Source organism: Enterobacter sp. V87_3, from assembly GCF_029967835.1.
In the GTDB taxonomy this organism is placed as follows: Bacteria; Pseudomonadota; Gammaproteobacteria; order Enterobacterales; family Enterobacteriaceae; genus Enterobacter; species Enterobacter cancerogenus.
The window spans coordinates 38,075-55,711 of sequence record NZ_JASCAM010000034.1 but is presented as its reverse complement, the minus strand read 5'-3'; the positions used below and the strand labels follow the sequence as shown (position 1 = coordinate 55,711).

Annotated in this window: 13 protein-coding genes; 5 read left to right on the top strand and 8 right to left on the bottom strand. The window is 54.6% G+C overall.

Features of this window, described 5'->3' with window-relative positions; genetic code table 11:
• Entirely contained in the window at positions 1 to 693 is a 693-nt protein-coding gene (locus QLG21_RS21315; protein ID WP_006174448.1) for a DUF421 domain-containing protein, read from the bottom strand.
• 127 nt (positions 694 to 820) lie between these two features.
• Between QLG21_RS21315 and ycaO the strand changes: the two genes are divergently transcribed.
• The 4 genes from ycaO (at position 821) to pflA (ending at position 7,122) form a co-directional block, all read left to right on the top strand.
• Positions 821 to 2,581 (top strand): 30S ribosomal protein S12 methylthiotransferase accessory factor YcaO, encoded by a 1,761-nt coding sequence (ycaO, locus tag QLG21_RS21310; protein WP_282485173.1) that lies wholly within the window; start codon positions 821 to 823, stop codon positions 2,579 to 2,581.
• Positions 2,582 to 2,986: 405 nt separating this feature from the next.
• Positions 2,987 to 3,844 carry a formate transporter FocA gene (focA, locus tag QLG21_RS21305; RefSeq protein ID WP_042319447.1) on the top strand — a complete coding sequence of 286 codons (858 nt, stop codon included), beginning with the start codon at positions 2,987 to 2,989 and terminating at the stop codon, positions 3,842 to 3,844.
• Positions 3,845 to 3,895: 51 nt separating this feature from the next.
• The gene (pflB, locus tag QLG21_RS21300) at positions 3,896 to 6,178 is read left to right on the top strand and encodes a formate C-acetyltransferase (RefSeq protein ID WP_282485172.1); all 2,283 of its coding nucleotides are present in this window, start codon (positions 3,896 to 3,898) and stop codon (positions 6,176 to 6,178) included.
• Positions 6,179 to 6,381: 203 nt separating this feature from the next.
• Positions 6,382 to 7,122 carry a pyruvate formate lyase 1-activating protein gene (gene pflA, locus QLG21_RS21295; RefSeq protein WP_006174441.1) on the top strand — a complete coding sequence of 247 codons (741 nt, stop codon included), beginning with the start codon at positions 6,382 to 6,384 and terminating at the stop codon, positions 7,120 to 7,122.
• A 34-nt stretch (positions 7,123 to 7,156) separates the two neighbouring features.
• Here the strand turns inward: pflA and QLG21_RS21290 are convergent, their stop codons facing one another.
• Complete coding sequence (locus tag QLG21_RS21290; protein ID WP_042319443.1) at positions 7,157 to 7,654, bottom strand: anti-virulence regulator CigR family protein; 498 nt, start codon at positions 7,652 to 7,654, stop codon at positions 7,157 to 7,159.
• 123 nt (positions 7,655 to 7,777) lie between these two features.
• The gene (locus QLG21_RS21285; protein WP_006174438.1) at positions 7,778 to 8,926 is read right to left on the bottom strand and encodes an MFS transporter; all 1,149 of its coding nucleotides are present in this window, start codon (positions 8,924 to 8,926) and stop codon (positions 7,778 to 7,780) included.
• A 332-nt stretch (positions 8,927 to 9,258) separates the two neighbouring features.
• On the opposite strand from QLG21_RS21285, the gene QLG21_RS21280 reads away from it, so the two are divergent.
• Entirely contained in the window at positions 9,259 to 10,581 is a 1,323-nt protein-coding gene (locus QLG21_RS21280; RefSeq protein WP_282485171.1) for an IS4 family transposase, read from the top strand.
• A 46-nt stretch (positions 10,582 to 10,627) separates the two neighbouring features.
• On the opposite strand, the gene QLG21_RS21275 is transcribed toward QLG21_RS21280, so the two are convergent.
• The 5 genes from QLG21_RS21275 to rarA all read right to left on the bottom strand — a co-directional run bounded on the left by QLG21_RS21275 (position 10,628) and on the right by rarA (position 17,628).
• Positions 10,628 to 11,491, bottom strand: a complete 864-nt coding sequence (locus tag QLG21_RS21275) for a dimethyl sulfoxide reductase anchor subunit family protein (protein WP_282485170.1) — start codon at positions 11,489 to 11,491, stop codon at positions 10,628 to 10,630.
• A gap of 1 nt (position 11,492) precedes the next feature.
• Complete coding sequence (locus tag QLG21_RS21270; RefSeq protein WP_282484330.1) at positions 11,493 to 12,110, bottom strand: DMSO/selenate family reductase complex B subunit; 618 nt, start codon at positions 12,108 to 12,110, stop codon at positions 11,493 to 11,495.
• Positions 12,111 to 12,120: 10 nt separating this feature from the next.
• Entirely contained in the window at positions 12,121 to 14,565 is a 2,445-nt protein-coding gene (gene dmsA, locus QLG21_RS21265; protein WP_282485169.1) for a dimethylsulfoxide reductase subunit A, read from the bottom strand.
• A 209-nt stretch (positions 14,566 to 14,774) separates the two neighbouring features.
• Complete coding sequence (gene serS / locus QLG21_RS21260) at positions 14,775 to 16,067, bottom strand: serine--tRNA ligase (protein ID WP_282485168.1); 1,293 nt, start codon at positions 16,065 to 16,067, stop codon at positions 14,775 to 14,777.
• 217 nt (positions 16,068 to 16,284) lie between these two features.
• Entirely contained in the window at positions 16,285 to 17,628 is a 1,344-nt protein-coding gene (gene rarA / locus QLG21_RS21255) for a replication-associated recombination protein RarA (protein WP_282485167.1), read from the bottom strand.
• Between the last annotated feature and the right edge of the window lie 9 nt (positions 17,629 to 17,637).

The window sequence follows — 17,637 nt, the reverse complement described above, 5'->3', positions numbered from 1 at the left end:
TCAGGTGATACGTTTAGCCCTGCTAACCCTGGTCCATTCTGGATTGGCACAGCGCGGACATAATTGATGAGAACCTGCCTGCATCGTAATGACATGGCTGCATTTTATGCAGGCATATTCTCCGGCGTCGGGCACGGTGGTAAATCGCTCAATTAAATTATCAGGCAAGATACACAGACCGGGCTTAACCTCATCGTCAGAATAATAGTAAACGCTGATTTGCCCGTTGGTTTCCATAATAGCCAGCCGGACCTGGCCAAGCTGCTCGACGCTGTTCAGACGCAGCTCCATGAAGAATTCAAATTCCGTCATGTTGGCGCGTTGCACTTTTTCCCACGCCAGTTGCCCTTCTTCCACGATGACCACCGGCTTGCCTTCAAACAGATCTTCCAGCTTTTCGCTTTTCGACATCAGCCACATCACCAGCCGGTACAGCAGGGCAAGCGAGAGGAAGACGATAAACACCGGCACCATGGGGACATCGTCATAAAAGGCCACGTCCCCCGCCGCCGAGCCAAGCGTCAGGATGATCAGCACCTCAAAGAGCGACATCTGGCGGACGCCGCGACGGCCAGTGATTTTGAGAAACAGAAAGACCAACACGAAGGTATAGAGGCTGCGCAGCGCCACTTCGCCTAAAAACTCGGGAGGAACTTTATCAAACGCCATCCGCTGGAGATCAAATGCTTTCATTTTTCTATGCCTTAACAGTAGGTTACTGACTCTAAGCATAGTCCAGCCTTTTATTTTCGCCGAAGATAGCACCCGTCACGCAAAACCCGTATCATTGCGCGCTTTACGTACGATAAAAGTGAACGCCATGACTCAAACGTTTATCCCCGGCAAAGACGCCGCTCTGGAAGATTCCATCGCTCGCTTCCAGCAGAAACTGACCGACCTGGGCTTTAATATCGAAGAAGCCTCCTGGCTGAACCCGGTGCCTCACGTCTGGTCCGTCCATATTCGCGACAAAGACTGTGCGCTGTGCTTTACCAACGGTAAAGGTGCGACCAAAAAAGCGGCACTGGCCTCTGCGCTGGGTGAGTATTTTGAACGTCTGTCGACCAACTACTTTTTCGCCGATTTCTGGCTGGGCGAAACCATTGCCAATGGCCCGTTCGTACACTATCCGAACGAAAAATGGTTCCCGCTGACCGAAGACGACGCACTGCCGGAAGGCATTCTGGATGCGCGCCTGCGTGCGTTTTACGATCCGGAAAACGAACTGACCGCCAGCATGCTGATCGATCTGCAGTCAGGTAATGAAGAGCGTGGGATCTGCGCCCTGCCGTTCACCCGCCAGTCGGATGAACAGACCGTCTATATTCCGATGAACATCATCGGCAACCTGTACGTATCCAACGGGATGTCCGCCGGGAACACCCGCAACGAAGCGCGCGTTCAGGGTCTGTCTGAAGTGTTTGAACGCCATATTAAAAACCGCATTATTGCCGAATCTATCAGCCTGCCTGAAATCCCGGCCGATGTGCTGGCGCGTTATCCGGGCGTGGTGGAATCCATCGCCAAACTCGAAGCGGAAGGTTTCCCTATCTTTGCCTACGATGGCTCGCTGGGCGGAAAGTATCCGGTTATCTGCGTGGTGCTGTTTAACCCGGCAAACGGAACCTGCTTCGCCTCCTTCGGTGCTCACCCGGACTTCGGCGTGGCGCTGGAGCGTACGGTAACCGAGCTGCTGCAGGGCCGTAGCCTGAAAGATCTGGACGTGTTCACGCCGCCTACCTTTGATGACGAAGAAGTGGCCGAGCACACTAACCTCGAAACGCACTTCATCGACTCCAGCGGTCTTATCTCCTGGGATATGTTTAAGCAGGACGCAGACTATCCGTTCGTGGACTGGAGCTTTGCCGGCACCACGGAAGAAGAGTTCGCCACCCTGATGGCCATCTTTAAAGCGGAAGACCAGGACGTTTACATCGCGGATTACGAACACCTGAGCGTTTACGCGTGCCGCATTATTGTTCCGGGCATGTCCGACATCTATCCGGCAGAAGATCTGTGGCTGGCAAATAACAGCATGGGCGCACACCTGCGTGAAACGCTGCTGTCCCTGCCGGGCAGCGAGTGGGAGAAAGAAGATTATCTGAACCTGATCGCCCAACTGGACGAAGAAGGTCACGATGACTTTACCCGCGTGCGTGAACTGCTGGGTCTGGCAACCGGAAAAGACAACGGCTGGTATACCCTGCGCATTGGCGAGCTGAAGGCAATGCTGGCGCTGGCGGGCGGCGATCTGGATCAGGCTCTTGCGTGGACGGAGTGGACCATGGAATTCAACCAGTCCGTATTCTCTGCCGAGCGCACCAATTACTACCGTTGCCTGCAGACGCTGCTGCTGCTCTCTCAGGAAGAAGACCGCGAGCCGCTGCAATATCTTAATGCCTTCGTGCGTATGTACGGCGCAGAGGCGGTTGAAGCGGCCAGCGCGGCGCTGAGCGGTGAAGAGCCATTCTACGGTTTGCAGGCTGTCGACAGCGATCTTCACGCCTTCCCTGCGCATCAGTCGCTGTTGAAAGCCTATGAGAAGCTGCAGAAAGCCAAAGCGGCGTACTGGTCAAAATAAGCGCATATAACATTATTAGCAGTAGGCGTATTCTGTCGTCTGGGCTATATTACGGGGCAATTTCATTGCCCCGTTTTTTATTTTATAAGCAATGATGTTTGAATGTAATAATTAAGTTAAATACGGGTAAATATATGAATACTTACCTGGGTATTACTGTTACTTATTATGGCAAATACTCCATTTTAATTAACTGTTTCAGAGGAGGTGAACCAAAAAAACTCAACTCTTTTTGTAACTTTTAAAATTTATTTTTATACGGATAATCAAATACTTACTCCGCTTTTGTTGTAAAACCGTACACATAGCGGGCCTATAAGCCAGGCGAGATATGATCTATATCAATTTCTCTTCTATAATGCTTTGTTAGTATCTCGTCGCCGACTTAATAAAGAGAGAGTTAGTGTGAAAGCTGACAACCCTTTTGATCTTTTACTCCCTGCTGCGATGGCAAAAGTTGCCGAGGAAGCGGGCGTCTATAAAGCAACGAAGCACCCGATGAAGACGTTCTATCTGGCGATCACGGCCGGTGTGTTCATCTCAATCGCCTTCGTCTTCTACATCACTGCCACTACCGGTACTGCTGCCATGCCTTTCGGCATAGCCAAACTGATTGGCGGTATCTGCTTCTCACTGGGTCTTATCCTCTGCGTCATCTGCGGCGCCGACCTCTTCACCTCGACGGTGCTAATTGTTGTGGCGAAAGCCAGCGGACGAATTACCTGGGGTCAACTGGCAATCAACTGGCTTAACGTATACGTTGGCAACCTGATTGGCTGTCTGCTCTTTGTTCTGTTGATGTGGCTCTCTGGCGAGTACATGACCGCCAACGGCGGCTGGGGCTTGAACGTCCTGCAAACCGCCGACCACAAAATGCATCACACATTTATCGAAGCCGTTGCTCTCGGCATCCTGGCTAACCTGATGGTCTGCCTGGCTGTATGGATGAGCTACTCGGGTCGTAGCCTGATGGACAAAGCCATGATTATGGTTCTGCCGGTTGCGATGTTTGTTGCCAGCGGCTTTGAGCACAGTATCGCGAACATGTTTATGATCCCGATGGGTATCGTAATCCGCAACTTTGCGAGCCCGGAGTTTTGGACTGCAGTTGGTTCAACCCCGGATAGTTTCTCTCACCTGACTATTATGAATTTCATTACTGATAACCTGATCCCAGTCACTATAGGGAACATTATCGGTGGGGGTTTATTAGTTGGGTTGACATACTGGGTCATTTACCTGCGTGGCGGCGACCATCATTAATGGTTTCCTCAGGCAGTAAATAAAAAATCCACTTAAGAAGGTAGGTGTTACATGTCCGAGCTTAATGAAAAGTTAGCCACAGCCTGGGAAGGTTTTACTAAAGGTGACTGGCAGAATGAAGTAAACGTCCGTGACTTCATTCAGAAAAACTATACCCCGTATGAAGGTGACGAATCCTTCCTGGCTGGCGCAACTGACGCGACCACCAAGCTGTGGGACAGCGTAATGGAAGGCGTTAAACTGGAAAACCGCACTCATGCGCCAGTTGATTTTGACACCTCCGTTGCTTCCACCATCACTTCTCACGATGCTGGCTACATCAACAAAGCCCTTGAGAAAATCGTTGGTCTGCAAACTGAAGCGCCACTGAAACGTGCGATTATCCCGTTCGGTGGTATCAAAATGGTTGAAGGTTCCTGCAAAGCGTATAACCGCGAGCTGGACCCAATGCTGAAAAAAATCTTCACCGAATACCGCAAAACCCACAACCAGGGCGTATTCGATGTTTACACCAAAGACATTCTGAACTGCCGTAAGTCTGGCGTTCTGACCGGTCTGCCAGATGCGTATGGCCGTGGCCGTATCATCGGTGACTACCGTCGCGTTGCGCTGTACGGTATCGACTTCCTGATGAAAGACAAATACGCGCAGTTTGTTTCCCTGCAGTCTGATCTGGAAAACGGCGTAAACCTGGAAGCGACTATCCGTCTGCGCGAAGAGATTGCTGAACAGCATCGTGCACTGGGTCAGATCAAAGAAATGGCAGCGAAATACGGCTGCGATATCTCTGGTCCTGCGACTAACGCTCAGGAAGCTATCCAGTGGACCTACTTCGGCTACCTGGCCGCAGTTAAGTCTCAGAACGGTGCAGCCATGTCCTTCGGCCGTGTATCCACCTTCCTGGATGCATACATCGAACGCGACATCAAAGCTGGCAAAATCACCGAGCAAGACGCTCAGGAAATGATTGACCACCTGGTCATGAAACTGCGTATGGTTCGCTTCCTGCGTACCCCAGAATATGATGAGCTGTTCTCTGGTGACCCAATCTGGGCAACCGAATCTATCGGCGGTATGGGCGTTGATGGCCGTACCCTGGTAACCAAAAACAGCTTCCGCTTCCTGAACACCCTGTACACCATGGGTCCTTCTCCGGAGCCGAACATCACCGTTCTGTGGTCTGAAAAACTGCCTCTGAACTTCAAGAAATTCGCCGCTAAAGTGTCCATCGACACCTCTTCTCTGCAGTACGAGAACGATGACCTGATGCGTCCGGACTTCAACAACGACGACTACGCTATCGCTTGCTGCGTAAGCCCAATGGTTGTTGGTAAGCAAATGCAGTTCTTCGGTGCGCGTGCAAACCTGGCGAAAACCATGCTGTACGCAATCAACGGCGGCGTTGATGAAAAACTGAAAATGCAGGTTGGTCCTAAGTCTGTGCCAATCAAAGGCGACGTGCTGAACTTCGACGAAGTGATGGAACGCATGGATCACTTCATGGACTGGCTGGCTAAGCAGTACGTGACTGCCCTGAACGTTATCCACTACATGCACGACAAGTACAGCTACGAAGCCTCTCTGATGGCACTGCACGACCGTGACGTTGTTCGCACCATGGCATGTGGTATCGCAGGTCTGTCTGTTGCAGCTGACTCCCTGTCTGCAATCAAATATGCGAAAGTTAAACCAATTCGTGACGAAGACGGTCTGGCTGTCGACTTCGAAATCGAAGGCGAATATCCGCAGTTTGGTAACAACGACTCTCGCGTTGATGACATGGCGGTTGACCTGGTAGAACGTTTCATGAAGAAAATTCAGAAACTGACTACTTACCGTAACGCTATCCCGACTCAGTCTGTTCTGACCATCACCTCTAACGTTGTGTATGGTAAGAAAACCGGTAACACCCCAGACGGTCGTCGTGCTGGCGCGCCATTCGGCCCAGGTGCTAACCCAATGCACGGTCGTGACCAGAAAGGTGCTGTTGCCTCTCTGACCTCCGTTGCTAAACTGCCGTTTGCTTATGCGAAAGATGGTATCTCTTATACCTTCTCCATCGTGCCAAACGCGCTGGGTAAAGACGACGAAGTGCGTAAAACCAACCTCGCAGGTCTGATGGATGGTTACTTCCACCACGAAGCGTCCATCGAAGGCGGTCAGCACCTGAACGTGAACGTGATGAACCGTGAAATGCTGCTCGACGCAATGGAACACCCTGAGAAATATCCTCAGCTGACCATCCGCGTATCTGGCTACGCAGTACGTTTTAACTCCCTGACTAAAGAACAGCAGCAGGACGTTATCACCCGTACTTTCACTCAGTCCATGTAACTGGATTTGACTGAAATCACGCGTTAAAAGGCGTACAATAAAGGCTCCACGCAAGTGGGGCCTTTTTAACACCCTCGCTTCATCAGTCTCTTTTGTCCGCTATCTATACTTAATGGATAACAGCCAAAACAGACTCGACATAGCCTTTGAGCTGTGCAACTACATAGGCCCCCGGATGGGCCAAATTCGGAGATATCACCGCAATGTCAACTATTGGTCGCATTCACTCCTTTGAATCCTGTGGCACCGTCGATGGCCCAGGGATCCGCTTTATTACCTTCTTCCAGGGCTGCCTGATGCGCTGCCTGTACTGCCACAACCGCGATACGTGGGATACCCACGGCGGAAAAGAAGTCACCGTAGAAGATTTAATGAAAGAGGTCGTGACCTACCGCCACTTTATGAACGCGTCCGGCGGCGGCGTGACCGCATCCGGCGGCGAGGCGATCCTGCAGGCAGAGTTCGTGCGTGACTGGTTCCGCGCCTGCCGCAAAGAAGGCATTCACACCTGCCTCGATACCAATGGCTTTGTGCGCCGTTACGATCCGGTCATTGATGAACTGCTTGAAGTGACCGATCTTGTGATGCTCGATCTCAAACAGATGAACGACGAGATCCACCAGAACCTGGTGGGCGTCTCCAACCACCGTACGCTGGAGTTTGCGAAATACATCTCGGGCAAAGGCATTAAAACCTGGATCCGCTATGTGGTGGTGCCGGGCTGGTCAGATGACGACGACTCCGCGCATCGTCTGGGCGAATTTACCCGCGACATGGGCAACGTCGAGAAAATTGAGCTGCTGCCCTATCACGAGCTGGGTAAACATAAGTGGGTGGCGATGGGCGAAGAGTATAAGCTCGATGGCGTTAAGCCGCCGAAGAAAGAGACCATGGAGCGCGTCAAAGGTATTCTTGAGCAGTACGGTCACAAGGTGATGTATTAATAAAAGGCCCGGTTAAACCGGGCCTTTTTGTATTCTATTTAAATACGCCGTTAATAATGGTCGTGACGATGGCCGTGCTGAGCGCAATTAAGACCAGGTCGTCCCCCACCACCCGCCATTCATATCCGGGATAAGACGGAAGCTGGCCGAGCATAGAGGCGGGTACCGTTTTTTTCGCAATGCCCGGAGGCAGCGGTTTACCGCGTGCGAGGTTCTTTGCAATGCCCGGCGGCAGTGAATCATAACCCGTCAAACCGTAGTTCAACGCCAGATGACGGGCATGATCGAAGCTCACGCGGGCGTCGACATCATCACTCACGCTCTTATTCGATTTCCCCGGTTTTTGGTTATCGTTATTGTGCTTATTGCCATGGTTGCCGGAATTACCGTTCCCATGGTTGCCGCTATTGCCTTGCCCATTACCGTGACCATTTCCATTCCCGTTTCCGGGGTTGGCCATAACCGGCGCACTGGCAAAGGTTAAAGACAACACTACGGCCAGGGCAGTAGTGGTAAGACGACGAGTAGACATGATGGCTGCCTTTTAGTGATAGAACTCACCTGAATTATCGCCTGGCGCAATAAACACACAATGCGTAAAACTCTGATATGTGATGGAGACAAAAAAGCCCGTCATCGACAGGCTTTTATTTCATCAGGCATGCGCAACCGGCGTCGGGTGCTCTCCCACTTTTCGCAAAAGCATGAGCAGGTAAATAAACGACACGCTGGCGATCATAATAAACAACAGGTTGTCAGAATAATTTTGCATCAGCATGGCGGTAAAGGTTGGCCCTAATAAACTGCCGATGGTGTAGCTCAGCAGCAGCGCCTGGTTCATCGCCACCAGCTGGTGATGCTCGACCTTTTCACAGGCCCAGGCCATCGCCACCGGATAGAGAGTAAAGCCCGCTGCGCCCAGGATAAACAGTGCGGGCGCCATCGCGGCGTTGCTGAGCATCGCCAGGCATCCCATGATAACCACGAAGACCTGCACGCGCAGAACCAGCAAACGGCCAAAGCGATCGGCCAGGCGACCAACAGGCCATTGCCCGACGATACCTGCGCTGACCATCACCGCCATCCAGAATCCAATGCCGGAGTCGCTGACGCCCTGATGGTTAAGATAAAGCGGCATCAGGCCATAGAGCGAGCCAAGCACAATACCGGAGATGATACAGCCGTTCACGCCCAGACGCGCCTGGCGCAATCTGAGCATCGGCCAGACGTGCGTGGCTTCCTGATGTTCACTGTGCTGGTTCACGATGCGGGTGAACAACAGCGGCAGGATCGCAGCCAGGACCATGCCCGTCACCCACGGCAGGACGCTCACCAGATCGGTCGGCAGTTTGCTGACCATCAGTTGCCCCAGCACGGTACCGATGTAATAGACCATCATGTAGGCCGCCAGCAGGCGTCCACGGTTGCGCGAGGTGCCGCTGCACATCAGGGCGCTTTCCACCACCACCCAGATCATCGCGCAGCCGACGCCCGCGATAAAGCGCCAGGCCATCCAGCTCCAGAAGCCGACCATCAGGCCCAGTCCGGCGCATCCGGCGGCGAAAATCAGCGAGGCCAGATAGTAGCTGCGGTTAAATCCCACGCGCTTTATCAGGCTGCCGGTAAGCAGCGTACCGAGCAGGTTACCTGTAAAAAAGGACGAGCTAACCATACCCACCTGCCAGGTCGGTAAGTTTTCATGGGCGAGCCAAAGCGGGACGAGCGTGTTTAACACGGCGATCGCCAGGGTCAACAAAAGCAGGCCACAGAGCAACAGGAGCACTGGCCGGGTATAGGTGGTCATGGATTAAAAACCGTGAGGAAGTTCAGATTTCGTGCGCATCATGCCACTGGCAAAAACAAAGTCAATCCACCGTTTCAGGCCGCTCGCACAATATGTTCCTCGTCGATTTAAAAAACTCATCCAGCCCATGCCGGGCGAGTTATAAATTTTTATTATGTATTTGTTTTTATTTATTTATGGCTAAAATCGAAGCCAAACGACAGTCGAAAAATTTCATGATTGAAAAATGAAAAGCCGGGCACGCTGTCCTAATGCCGATCATTTAAGGATCAGTTGACCGATCCGGTGGCTGGTGTAAAAAGGGTTCATGTTTCTGCATGGACCCTTTTTAAATGGAACTTTCACAGGCACTTGGCATTATTAATGTCACCTCCCCTGAGCACGCACGCAGCCTCTCAGATCTCATTCCCGCTGAATTCATTCAGAAGGCGTTAACGCTGACTGATACTGTCACGCTCCGTAAACGCAAGCTGCCTCTTGAATCCATGATCTGGCTTGTCGTTGGCATGTCCATCTTCTGCAATCGTCCCATGACCGAAATCGTGAATCTGATGGATATCACTGACAGGACCGGTGAACCCTTCACCGCCCGCAGCTCAGTCATTCAGCGCCGGAAAACGCTCGGGGAAGATGCCGTGCGGGAGCTGTTCAGCATTACGCAGCAGCACTGGAATGAACAGGCGGCCCATCCGAAATGGCACGGCCTGAACCTGTTTGCCGTGGATGGTGTCGTCTGGCGTACACCAGACACGCCGGAAAACAGCGCAGCCTTCAGCAGACCTGCCGGGAGCAACGGTCCCGGTGGCTATCCGCAGGTCCGGATGGTCTGCCTGATGGAGCTCAGCAGTCATCTGATTAACGCCAGCGCCTTTGACAGCGAAAACGTCAGCGAAATGCGGCTGGCAGCGCAGCTGGCAGAGAAAGCACCGGATACAAGTATCACACTGTTTGATAAGGGATTTTACTCCCCGGGACTGCTTCATCACTGGCAGACGTCAGGAGAAAAACGCCACTGGCTTCTGCCGCTGAAAAAAAACACACAATATGAAGTCGTGCGCAAACTGGGACGTGGCGACGAACTTGTGGAACTGAAAACCAGCCCGCAGGCCCAGAAACAGTGGCCTGCGCTCCCCGAACGGTTCACGGCAAGGTTGCTGACCCGAACGGTTGACGGCAGGGAAAGACAGGTCCTGACATCCCTGACAGACCAGAATCGCTATCCGGGCAATGATATCAGTGAGTTATATCGCCACCGGTGGGAAATTGAACTGGGTTACCGGGAAGCGAAACAGGGGATGCTGGACAGCCGCTGGACGTTACGCAGCAGGTTGCCGGAGCTGGTGCGGCAGGAGTTATGGGGTGTGCTGCTGACTTACAATCTGGTGAGGTACCAGATGGTAAGGATGGCGTTCGAACTGAAAGGCGATTATCTGCCTTATCAGCTGAGCTTTAGCGGCTCAGTAAGTGAAATCACCAGGCTGCTGATAACGTTACCCTGGGCTTCACCGGGTAAGATGCCGGGCGAGTTAAGGACGTTGTATGAAAAAGCAAAATGGCTGGTATTACCGGGAAGAAGAGACCGAAGTTACCCCCGGGAAATAAGAGCAAAAGCCCAGAAAAATCCGGCGAGAAAAAATGCTGGTCACCTTAAGTGACCAGCATTAGGCACGCTGTCCCGGCTTTTTATAACGAAGAGTATGGTTAACTGGCGATAGCCATACCCACGGTCATATGCAAACCGTAGAAGACGCCACGACCAATGAGTTCCCCTGCCAGCACCAGCACGAAGGCCAGCGACAACAACGGCAGCGCAGGCTGATAGCCTTTCAGCTGAGGCGCAATCCAGCATACGCACGCAACCACCAGCAACGCCAGACGACAGGCCATCAGCGTGCCGTAATTCGGCACCAGCGCGGACGCCTGCTGAATGGAGCTGTGAATGGTTGCCAGCTCAGCGCCCTGCATCAGGGCGACCATCGCACTGACCACCAGCGCCAGCAGCGAAACCGCCGGCAGAAGGCGCATAGCCCAGCCATCGACGCCCGCCACACGTAGCAGCAGGAAGCCCAGGATCGGCCCGCCGATAAACATCGTCAGGAAGAAGCTCATCGGCGTCCACACGCTGTACCACGTCGGCACGGTGTCGATGGTGTTATACACCCGCACCATCATCCAGACGAACACAACGCCGAGCACCATCGTCACGATAAGCCACAGGCTACGCAGCCCTGCTGGGAGCTTTTTCAGCGCCGCGAGCAGCCAGCCAAGGCCGCCGACGGCAAAGAAGATCGCCCCGCTGGCAATCTCGTTACTGAGCGAAGAGGCACCCACGCGGTTCAGGGAGTTAAAGGCGCGCATCGGCGAACCCAGGTGCAGCGTAGAGGCGATGAAGCCAATCCCCATCAGCACCCACAGGCCAAACATGCTGAGTACCAGACGCTGCTGCTGTTCGGCATTCAGATTGCCCTTTAACATCGCCAGCGCGAGCACGATAAACCCGCCCGCCACGCACTGCCCAAAGACCGTGAAGATCATCAGCGGCCATTCATGCCATCCACTTCCCATCTCACACCTCCTTCGGGTTTGCCAGGTAGCCGGTGGTATCCCCGGTCGGGCGGCTGTTGGCGTTAGGTTTAATCACAATGCTCGGCCTGGTGAAGTGCGCGGATGGCAGCGGCGCAACTGCCGCCAGCTGGCCGTGCTTTTTACGCAGCTCCTCAATCGGGCCAAAGTCCAGCGCGCGCAGCGGGCAGGACTCGACGCAGATCGGCTTTTTGCCGTCCGCCACGCGGGTATGGCAACCGTCGCACTTGGTCATGTGCCCTTTGGCGGCGTTGTACTGCGGTGCGCCGTACGGGCAGGCCATGTGGCAGTAGCGGCAGCCGATACAGACATCTTCGTCCACCACCACAAAACCGTCCTCACGCTTGTGCATCGCACCGCTCGGGCAGACCTTGGTACAGGCCGGATCTTCGCAGTGGTTACAGGCAATGGACAGATAGTAGGCGAAGACGTTCTGGTGCCAGACGCCGTTATCCTCCTGCCAGTCGCCGCCCGCGTATTCGTAGATACGGCGGAAGCTGACGTCCGGGGTGAGGTTTTTGTAGTCTTTACAGGCCAGCTCGCAGGTTTTGCACCCGGTGCACCGACTCGAATCAATAAAAAATCCATACTGGGTTGTCATCGGTTACTCCTTACACCTTTTCAACCTGAACAAGGTTCGTGTGGGACGGGTTGCCTTTCGCCAGCGGCGACGGGCGCTGCGTGGTCAGTACGTTAATACTGCCTGCCTGGTCTATGCGGTTTGCATCCGGGCTATACCAGGCCCCTTCCCCCAGCGCGACAACGCCAGGCATCATGCGCGGTGTGACTTTGGCCTCAATGTGCACCTCACCGCGGCCATTGAAGATGCGCACGCGGTCGCCGTTGCTGATGCCACGCGCTTTAGCATCCATCGGGTTGATCCACATCTCCTGACGGCAGGCGGCTTTCAGAACGTCAACGTTGCCATAGGTGGAGTGAACGCGGGCTTTGTAATGGAAGCCCGTCAGCTGCAGCGGGAATTTCTCCGTCAGCGGATCGTTATAATTTTCGAATCCAGGCGTATAGACAGGCAGCGGATCGATAACATCCCCGTCCGGCAGCTCCCAGGTGGAGGCAATTTTGGCCAGTTCTTCAGAGTAAATTTCAATTTTGCCCGACGGCGTGGTCAGCGGATTCGCCTGCGGATCTTCACGGAAGGCTTTGTAAGCCACATGGTGCCCTTCCGGGTCGCGCTGCTTGTACATCCCCTGCTTGCGGAAGGTGTCGAAGTCAGGCAGGTCCGGGATGGCCTGGCGGGAGAGTTCATGCAGGTGGCGCATCCACCCTTCCTGAGTACGCCCTTCGGTAAACTGCTGCTCCACGCCCAGACGTTTCGCCAGCCCGGTAGTCATCTCATAGATGGTTTTGCACTCGAAGCGCGGCTTGATGGCCTGGTCGGTGAAGATCACGTAGGACATGTTGCCGCATGAGGCGTCCAGCGCGAAGTCCATCTGCTCGGAGGCGGTGCAGTCCGGCAGCAGAATGTCGGCATATTTCACCGACGAGGTCATGTGGCAGTCGATCACCACAATCATTTCGCACTTCTTGTCGTCCTGCAGGATCTCGTGCGTGCGGTTGATCTCAGAGTGCTGGTTAATCAGACAGTTTCCGGCGTAGTTCCAGATCATCTTGATCGGCACGTCCAGCTTGTCTTTGCCCCGCACACCGTCGCGCAGGGCGGTCATTTCCGGGCCACGCTCAATGGCATCGGTCCACATAAACATGGAGATGCTGGTCTGCACCGGGTTGTCCAGCATGGGCATACGTTCAAACGGCACTTCATAAGAGCCTTCACGCGCGCCGGAGTTACCGCCGTGAATACCGACGTTGCCCGTCAGAATCGACAGCATAGAGATCGCGCGGGTGGCGATTTCACCGTTGGCGTGACGCTGCGGCCCCCAGCCCTGGCTGATATAGGCCGGTTTCGCCGAGCCGATTTCGCGCGCCAGTTGAACAATGCGCTCAGCCGGAATACCAGTGATAGTGGAAGCCCACTCCGGCGTTTTCGCCACGCCGTCGCTGCCCTGGCCGAGAATATAGGCTTTATAGTGACCGTTGGCCGGCGCGCTGGCAGGCAAGGTTTTCTCATCGTAGCCGACGCAGTATTTATCGAGGAAAGGCTGATCGACCAGATTTTCGGTGATCATCACCCACGCCAGGGCGTTGACCAGTGCCGCATCGGTGCCCGGACGAATAGGGATCCATTCATCTTCTCGCCCTGCCCCGGTATCGGTGTAGCGCGGATCGATGATGATCATTCGGGCGTTTGATTTAGCGCGCGCCTGCTCAAGATAGTAGGTTACCCCACCGCCGCTCATGCGCGTCTCGCCGGGGTTATTACCGAACAGTACGACCAGCTTGCTGTTTTCGATATCGGACGGGCTGTTGCCGTCGGCCCAGCCGCCGTAGGTGTAGTTAAGCCCCGCAGCGATCTGCGCTGAAGAGTAGTCGCCGTAATGGTTAAGATAACCGCCACAGCAGTTCATCAGGCGGGCGACAAGCGTTTTTCCAGGTGGCCATGAACGGGTCATGGTGCCGCCCAGCGTGCCCGTACCGTAGTTCAGGTAGATGGACTCATTGCCGTAGTCTTTAATCAACCGCTGCATCGTGGTCGCGATGATGTCGTAGGCTTCGTCCCAGCTGATGCGCTCGAACTTCCCTTCCCCGCGCTTGCCTACGCGCTTCATCGGATACTTCAGACGGTCCGGGTTATAGACCCGACGGCGCATAGAGCGCCCGCGCAGGCAGGCACGGACCTGGTGTAACCCTTCGTAGTTGTCATCCCCGGTGTTATCGGTTTCGACATATTTGATTTCACCGTCCACCACATGCATACGCAGTGGACAGCGGCTTCCGCAGTTCACGGTACAAGCGCTCCACACCACTTTTTCCTGGGCAGCAGACGGAGACAGTGCATCCGCCGCCGAAGCCAGACGAGAAAAAGGGAGCGTGAAGGCGCTGCTGGCAACGGCCAGGCCGCCTATTGCCGTGGTTTTCATTAACCCACGGCGAGTGACCTCGGCAGCCATTAATGCATCAGGCGCTTTGATTTTCATAAAAACTCACTTTGGTTGCTCACAAAGAAAAGAGAGGCGGCCCCAGCCGCTGTATATTTTTATTTATAACGAAGTACTTCGTTTTCAGCGAGTTACGCTAAATATCATCTACCGAAGTATTACTACTTTAGAGGGAGGGGTTATTGCTTAGTATCAAACGAGGGGCATAAAAAAAGCGCCGGGAGGCGCTTTTTACACGACGGCTTTCGTTAGCCGATGTACTGCTGGCCTTTCATATACGGGCGCAGCACTTCCGGGATCTCAATACGACCGTCCGCCTGCTGGTAGTTTTCCAGCACGGCAACCAGCGTACGGCCTACAGCCAGACCCGAACCGTTCAGGGTGTGAACCAGACGGGTTTTCTTGTCGGATTTGTTGCGGCAGCGTGCCTGCATACGGCGCGCCTGGAAATCCCAGACGTTAGAGCAGGAGGATATTTCACGGTAGGTATTCTGCGCAGGCACCCAGACTTCAAGGTCGAAGGTTTTACAGGCACCAAAGCCCATGTCGCCCGTGCAGAGCGCCATACGGCGGTACGGCAGGCCGAGCAGCTCCAGCACTTTCTCCGCGTGGCCGGTCATCTCTTCCAGCGCGTCCATGGAGTCTTCCGGACGCACGATCTGCACCATCTCGACTTTATCGAACTGGTGCATACGGATCAGACCGCGGGTATCGCGACCGTAAGAACCCGCTTCAGAACGGAAGCACGGAGAGTGCGCGGTCAGTTTGATCGGCAGATCGTCTTCGTCGATGATCTCATCGCGTACCAGGTTGGTCAGCGGCACTTCCGCCGTCGGGATCAGCGCGTAGTTGCTGCTGTCCGCTTCTTCGTCCAGCGGACGGGTATGGAACAGATCGCCGGCAAATTTCGGCAGCTGGCCCGTACCGTACAGCGTATCGTGGTTAACCAGATACGGGACGTAGGTTTCACTGTAGCCGTGCTGTTCAGTGTGCAGATCCAGCATGAATTGCGCCAGCGCGCGGTGCAGATGGGCAATCTGGCCTTTCATCACCACAAAGCGTGAGCCGGTCAGCTTAACCGCGGCCGCAAAGTCCAGCCCCGCGTGCATTTCTCCCAGCGTAACGTGATCGCGAACCTCGAAGTCGAACTCGCGAGGCGTACCCCAGCGTTTCACTTCAACGTTGTCGTTTTCGTCTTTACCCACAGGCGCGCTGTCGTCAGGAATGTTCGGGATCGCCAGCGCAATATCGCGAATTTCGGCCAGAAGAACGTCAAGCTCGGCTTTCGCCTGATCCAGTTCTTCACCCAGTTTGTTCACTTCCAGGCGTAATGGCTCAATGTCTTCCCCGCGCGCTTTCGCCTGGCCGATGGATTTCGATCGAGAATTACGCTCTGCCTGCAGATTTTCAGTTTGTACCTGCAGAACTTTACGACGCTCTTCGAGAGCGCGCAGCTTATCTACATCCAGCTTAAAGCCCCGGCGTGCCAGTTTTTCAGCGACTGCGTCTGGCTCATTACGCAGCAGATTGGGATCGAGCATGCTTATCCTGTGCTTATCGAATTAAAAGAGGAAAAGTGACCACAGCCTGCGGCCACAAGGTATTACCCTAAATAATTCGAGTTGCAGGAAGGCGGCAAGCGAGCGAATTCCCCAGGAGCATAGAAAACTATGTGACTGGGGTGAGCAAGCGCAGCCAACGCACATGCAACTTGAAGTATAACGGGTATAGATTGCCAACATTACCGCAACGTTAGCGCTAACGGTAGCGTTTTATAGGGCTATTTTGATCCTGTCCGGCAAGCCAGGCGAGCTTTTCGCCAATCTTGCCCTCAAGACCTCTGTTTGTCGGCTGATAGTAGCGAGTTTGTGCCATCTCCTGCGGAAAATACTCCTCTCCGGCAGCATAGGCGTTGGGTTCATCGTGGGCGTAGCGGTACGCCTGCCCGTAACCCATCTCTTTCATCAGTTTGGTCGGGGCGTTGCGCAGATGAACCGGGACATCGTAATCCGGGCGCTCGCGCGCGTCGGCCATAGCCGCTTTAAAGGCGGTATAGACGGCGTTGCTTTTCGGGGCGCAGGCAAGATAAACAATCGCCTGGGCAATGGCGCGCTCGCCTTCAGCAGGCCCGACGCGGGTGAAACAATCCCATGCGGAAAGCGCCACCTGCATCGCACGCGGATCGGCATTGCCAACATCTTCCGAGGCAATAGCCAGGCAGCGACGCGCCACGTAAAGCGGATCGCCACCGGCGGTGATAATGCGCGCATACCAGTACAGCGCTGCATCCGGCGCGCTGCCGCGCACGGATTTATGCAGCGCCGAGATAAGATCGTAAAAACGATCGCCTTTATTATCGAACCGCGCGCTGCGCTCACCCGCAATTTCAGTGAGCAGTTCAGGTTTCAGCACGCGCTTGCCGGCATCGTCAACTTCGGCCATATCGGCCATCATTTCCAGCGTATTGAGTGCCCGGCGCGCATCGCCGTTCACCAGCTGCGCTATCGCCAGACGCGTTTCGTCAGGCAGAACGATATCCTGTCCGCCGTAGCCGCGCACTTTATCGCTCATGGCCTGCGTCAGGACGTGCTCAATATCCTCGGTCGTCAGCGATTTAAGCAGATAGACACGCGCCCGGGAAAGCAGCGCTGAATTGAGTTCAAACGACGGGTTTTCGGTGGTCGCACCAATGAAGAAGATGGTGCCATCTTCAATGTGCGGCAGGAAAGCATCCTGCTGGCTTTTGTTGAAGCGATGGACTTCGTCGACAAAAAGAATGGTACGCCGCCCGGCGTTGCGATTCTGCCGCGCGCGTTCGATAGCCTCGCGGATCTCCTTCACGCCGGAGGTGACGGCGGAGATACGTTCAACGTCCGCGTTAGCGTAGCGGGCAATCACTTCTGCGAGGGTGGTTTTACCGGTTCCCGGCGGCCCCCAGAGGATCATGGAGTGCAGATGCCCGGCCTCAATGGCGCGCGGCAAGGGTTTTCCCGCAGCCAGCAGATGCTGCTGGCCGATGTACTGCGCTAAATTTTCTGGCCGCATACGCGCGGCCAGAGGTTGAAACGCGTTATCTGAAAAATCGAGCGACAGGTTGCCCACTCATGCCTC

What these genes read in the sequence shown, in the direction of transcription:
- dmsA (WP_282485169.1), bottom strand. Translation starts at nt 14,565, where the DNA reads ATGAAAATCAAAGCGCCTGATGCATTAATGGCTGCCGAGGTCACTCGC.
- pflA (WP_006174441.1), top strand. Translation starts at nt 6,382, where the DNA reads ATGTCAACTATTGGTCGCATTCACTCCTTTGAATCCTGTGGCACCGTC.
- QLG21_RS21285 (WP_006174438.1), bottom strand. Translation starts at nt 8,926, where the DNA reads ATGACCACCTATACCCGGCCAGTGCTCCTGTTGCTCTGTGGCCTGCTT.
- QLG21_RS21275 (WP_282485170.1), bottom strand. Translation starts at nt 11,491, where the DNA reads ATGGGAAGTGGATGGCATGAATGGCCGCTGATGATCTTCACGGTCTTT.
- QLG21_RS21315 (WP_006174448.1), bottom strand. Translation starts at nt 693, where the DNA reads ATGAAAGCATTTGATCTCCAGCGGATGGCGTTTGATAAAGTTCCTCCC.
- ycaO (WP_282485173.1), top strand. Translation starts at nt 821, where the DNA reads ATGACTCAAACGTTTATCCCCGGCAAAGACGCCGCTCTGGAAGATTCC.
- QLG21_RS21270 (WP_282484330.1), bottom strand. Translation starts at nt 12,110, where the DNA reads ATGACAACCCAGTATGGATTTTTTATTGATTCGAGTCGGTGCACCGGG.
- pflB (WP_282485172.1), top strand. Translation starts at nt 3,896, where the DNA reads ATGTCCGAGCTTAATGAAAAGTTAGCCACAGCCTGGGAAGGTTTTACT.
- QLG21_RS21290 (WP_042319443.1), bottom strand. Translation starts at nt 7,654, where the DNA reads ATGTCTACTCGTCGTCTTACCACTACTGCCCTGGCCGTAGTGTTGTCT.
- QLG21_RS21280 (WP_282485171.1), top strand. Translation starts at nt 9,259, where the DNA reads ATGGAACTTTCACAGGCACTTGGCATTATTAATGTCACCTCCCCTGAG.
- serS (WP_282485168.1), bottom strand. Translation starts at nt 16,067, where the DNA reads ATGCTCGATCCCAATCTGCTGCGTAATGAGCCAGACGCAGTCGCTGAA.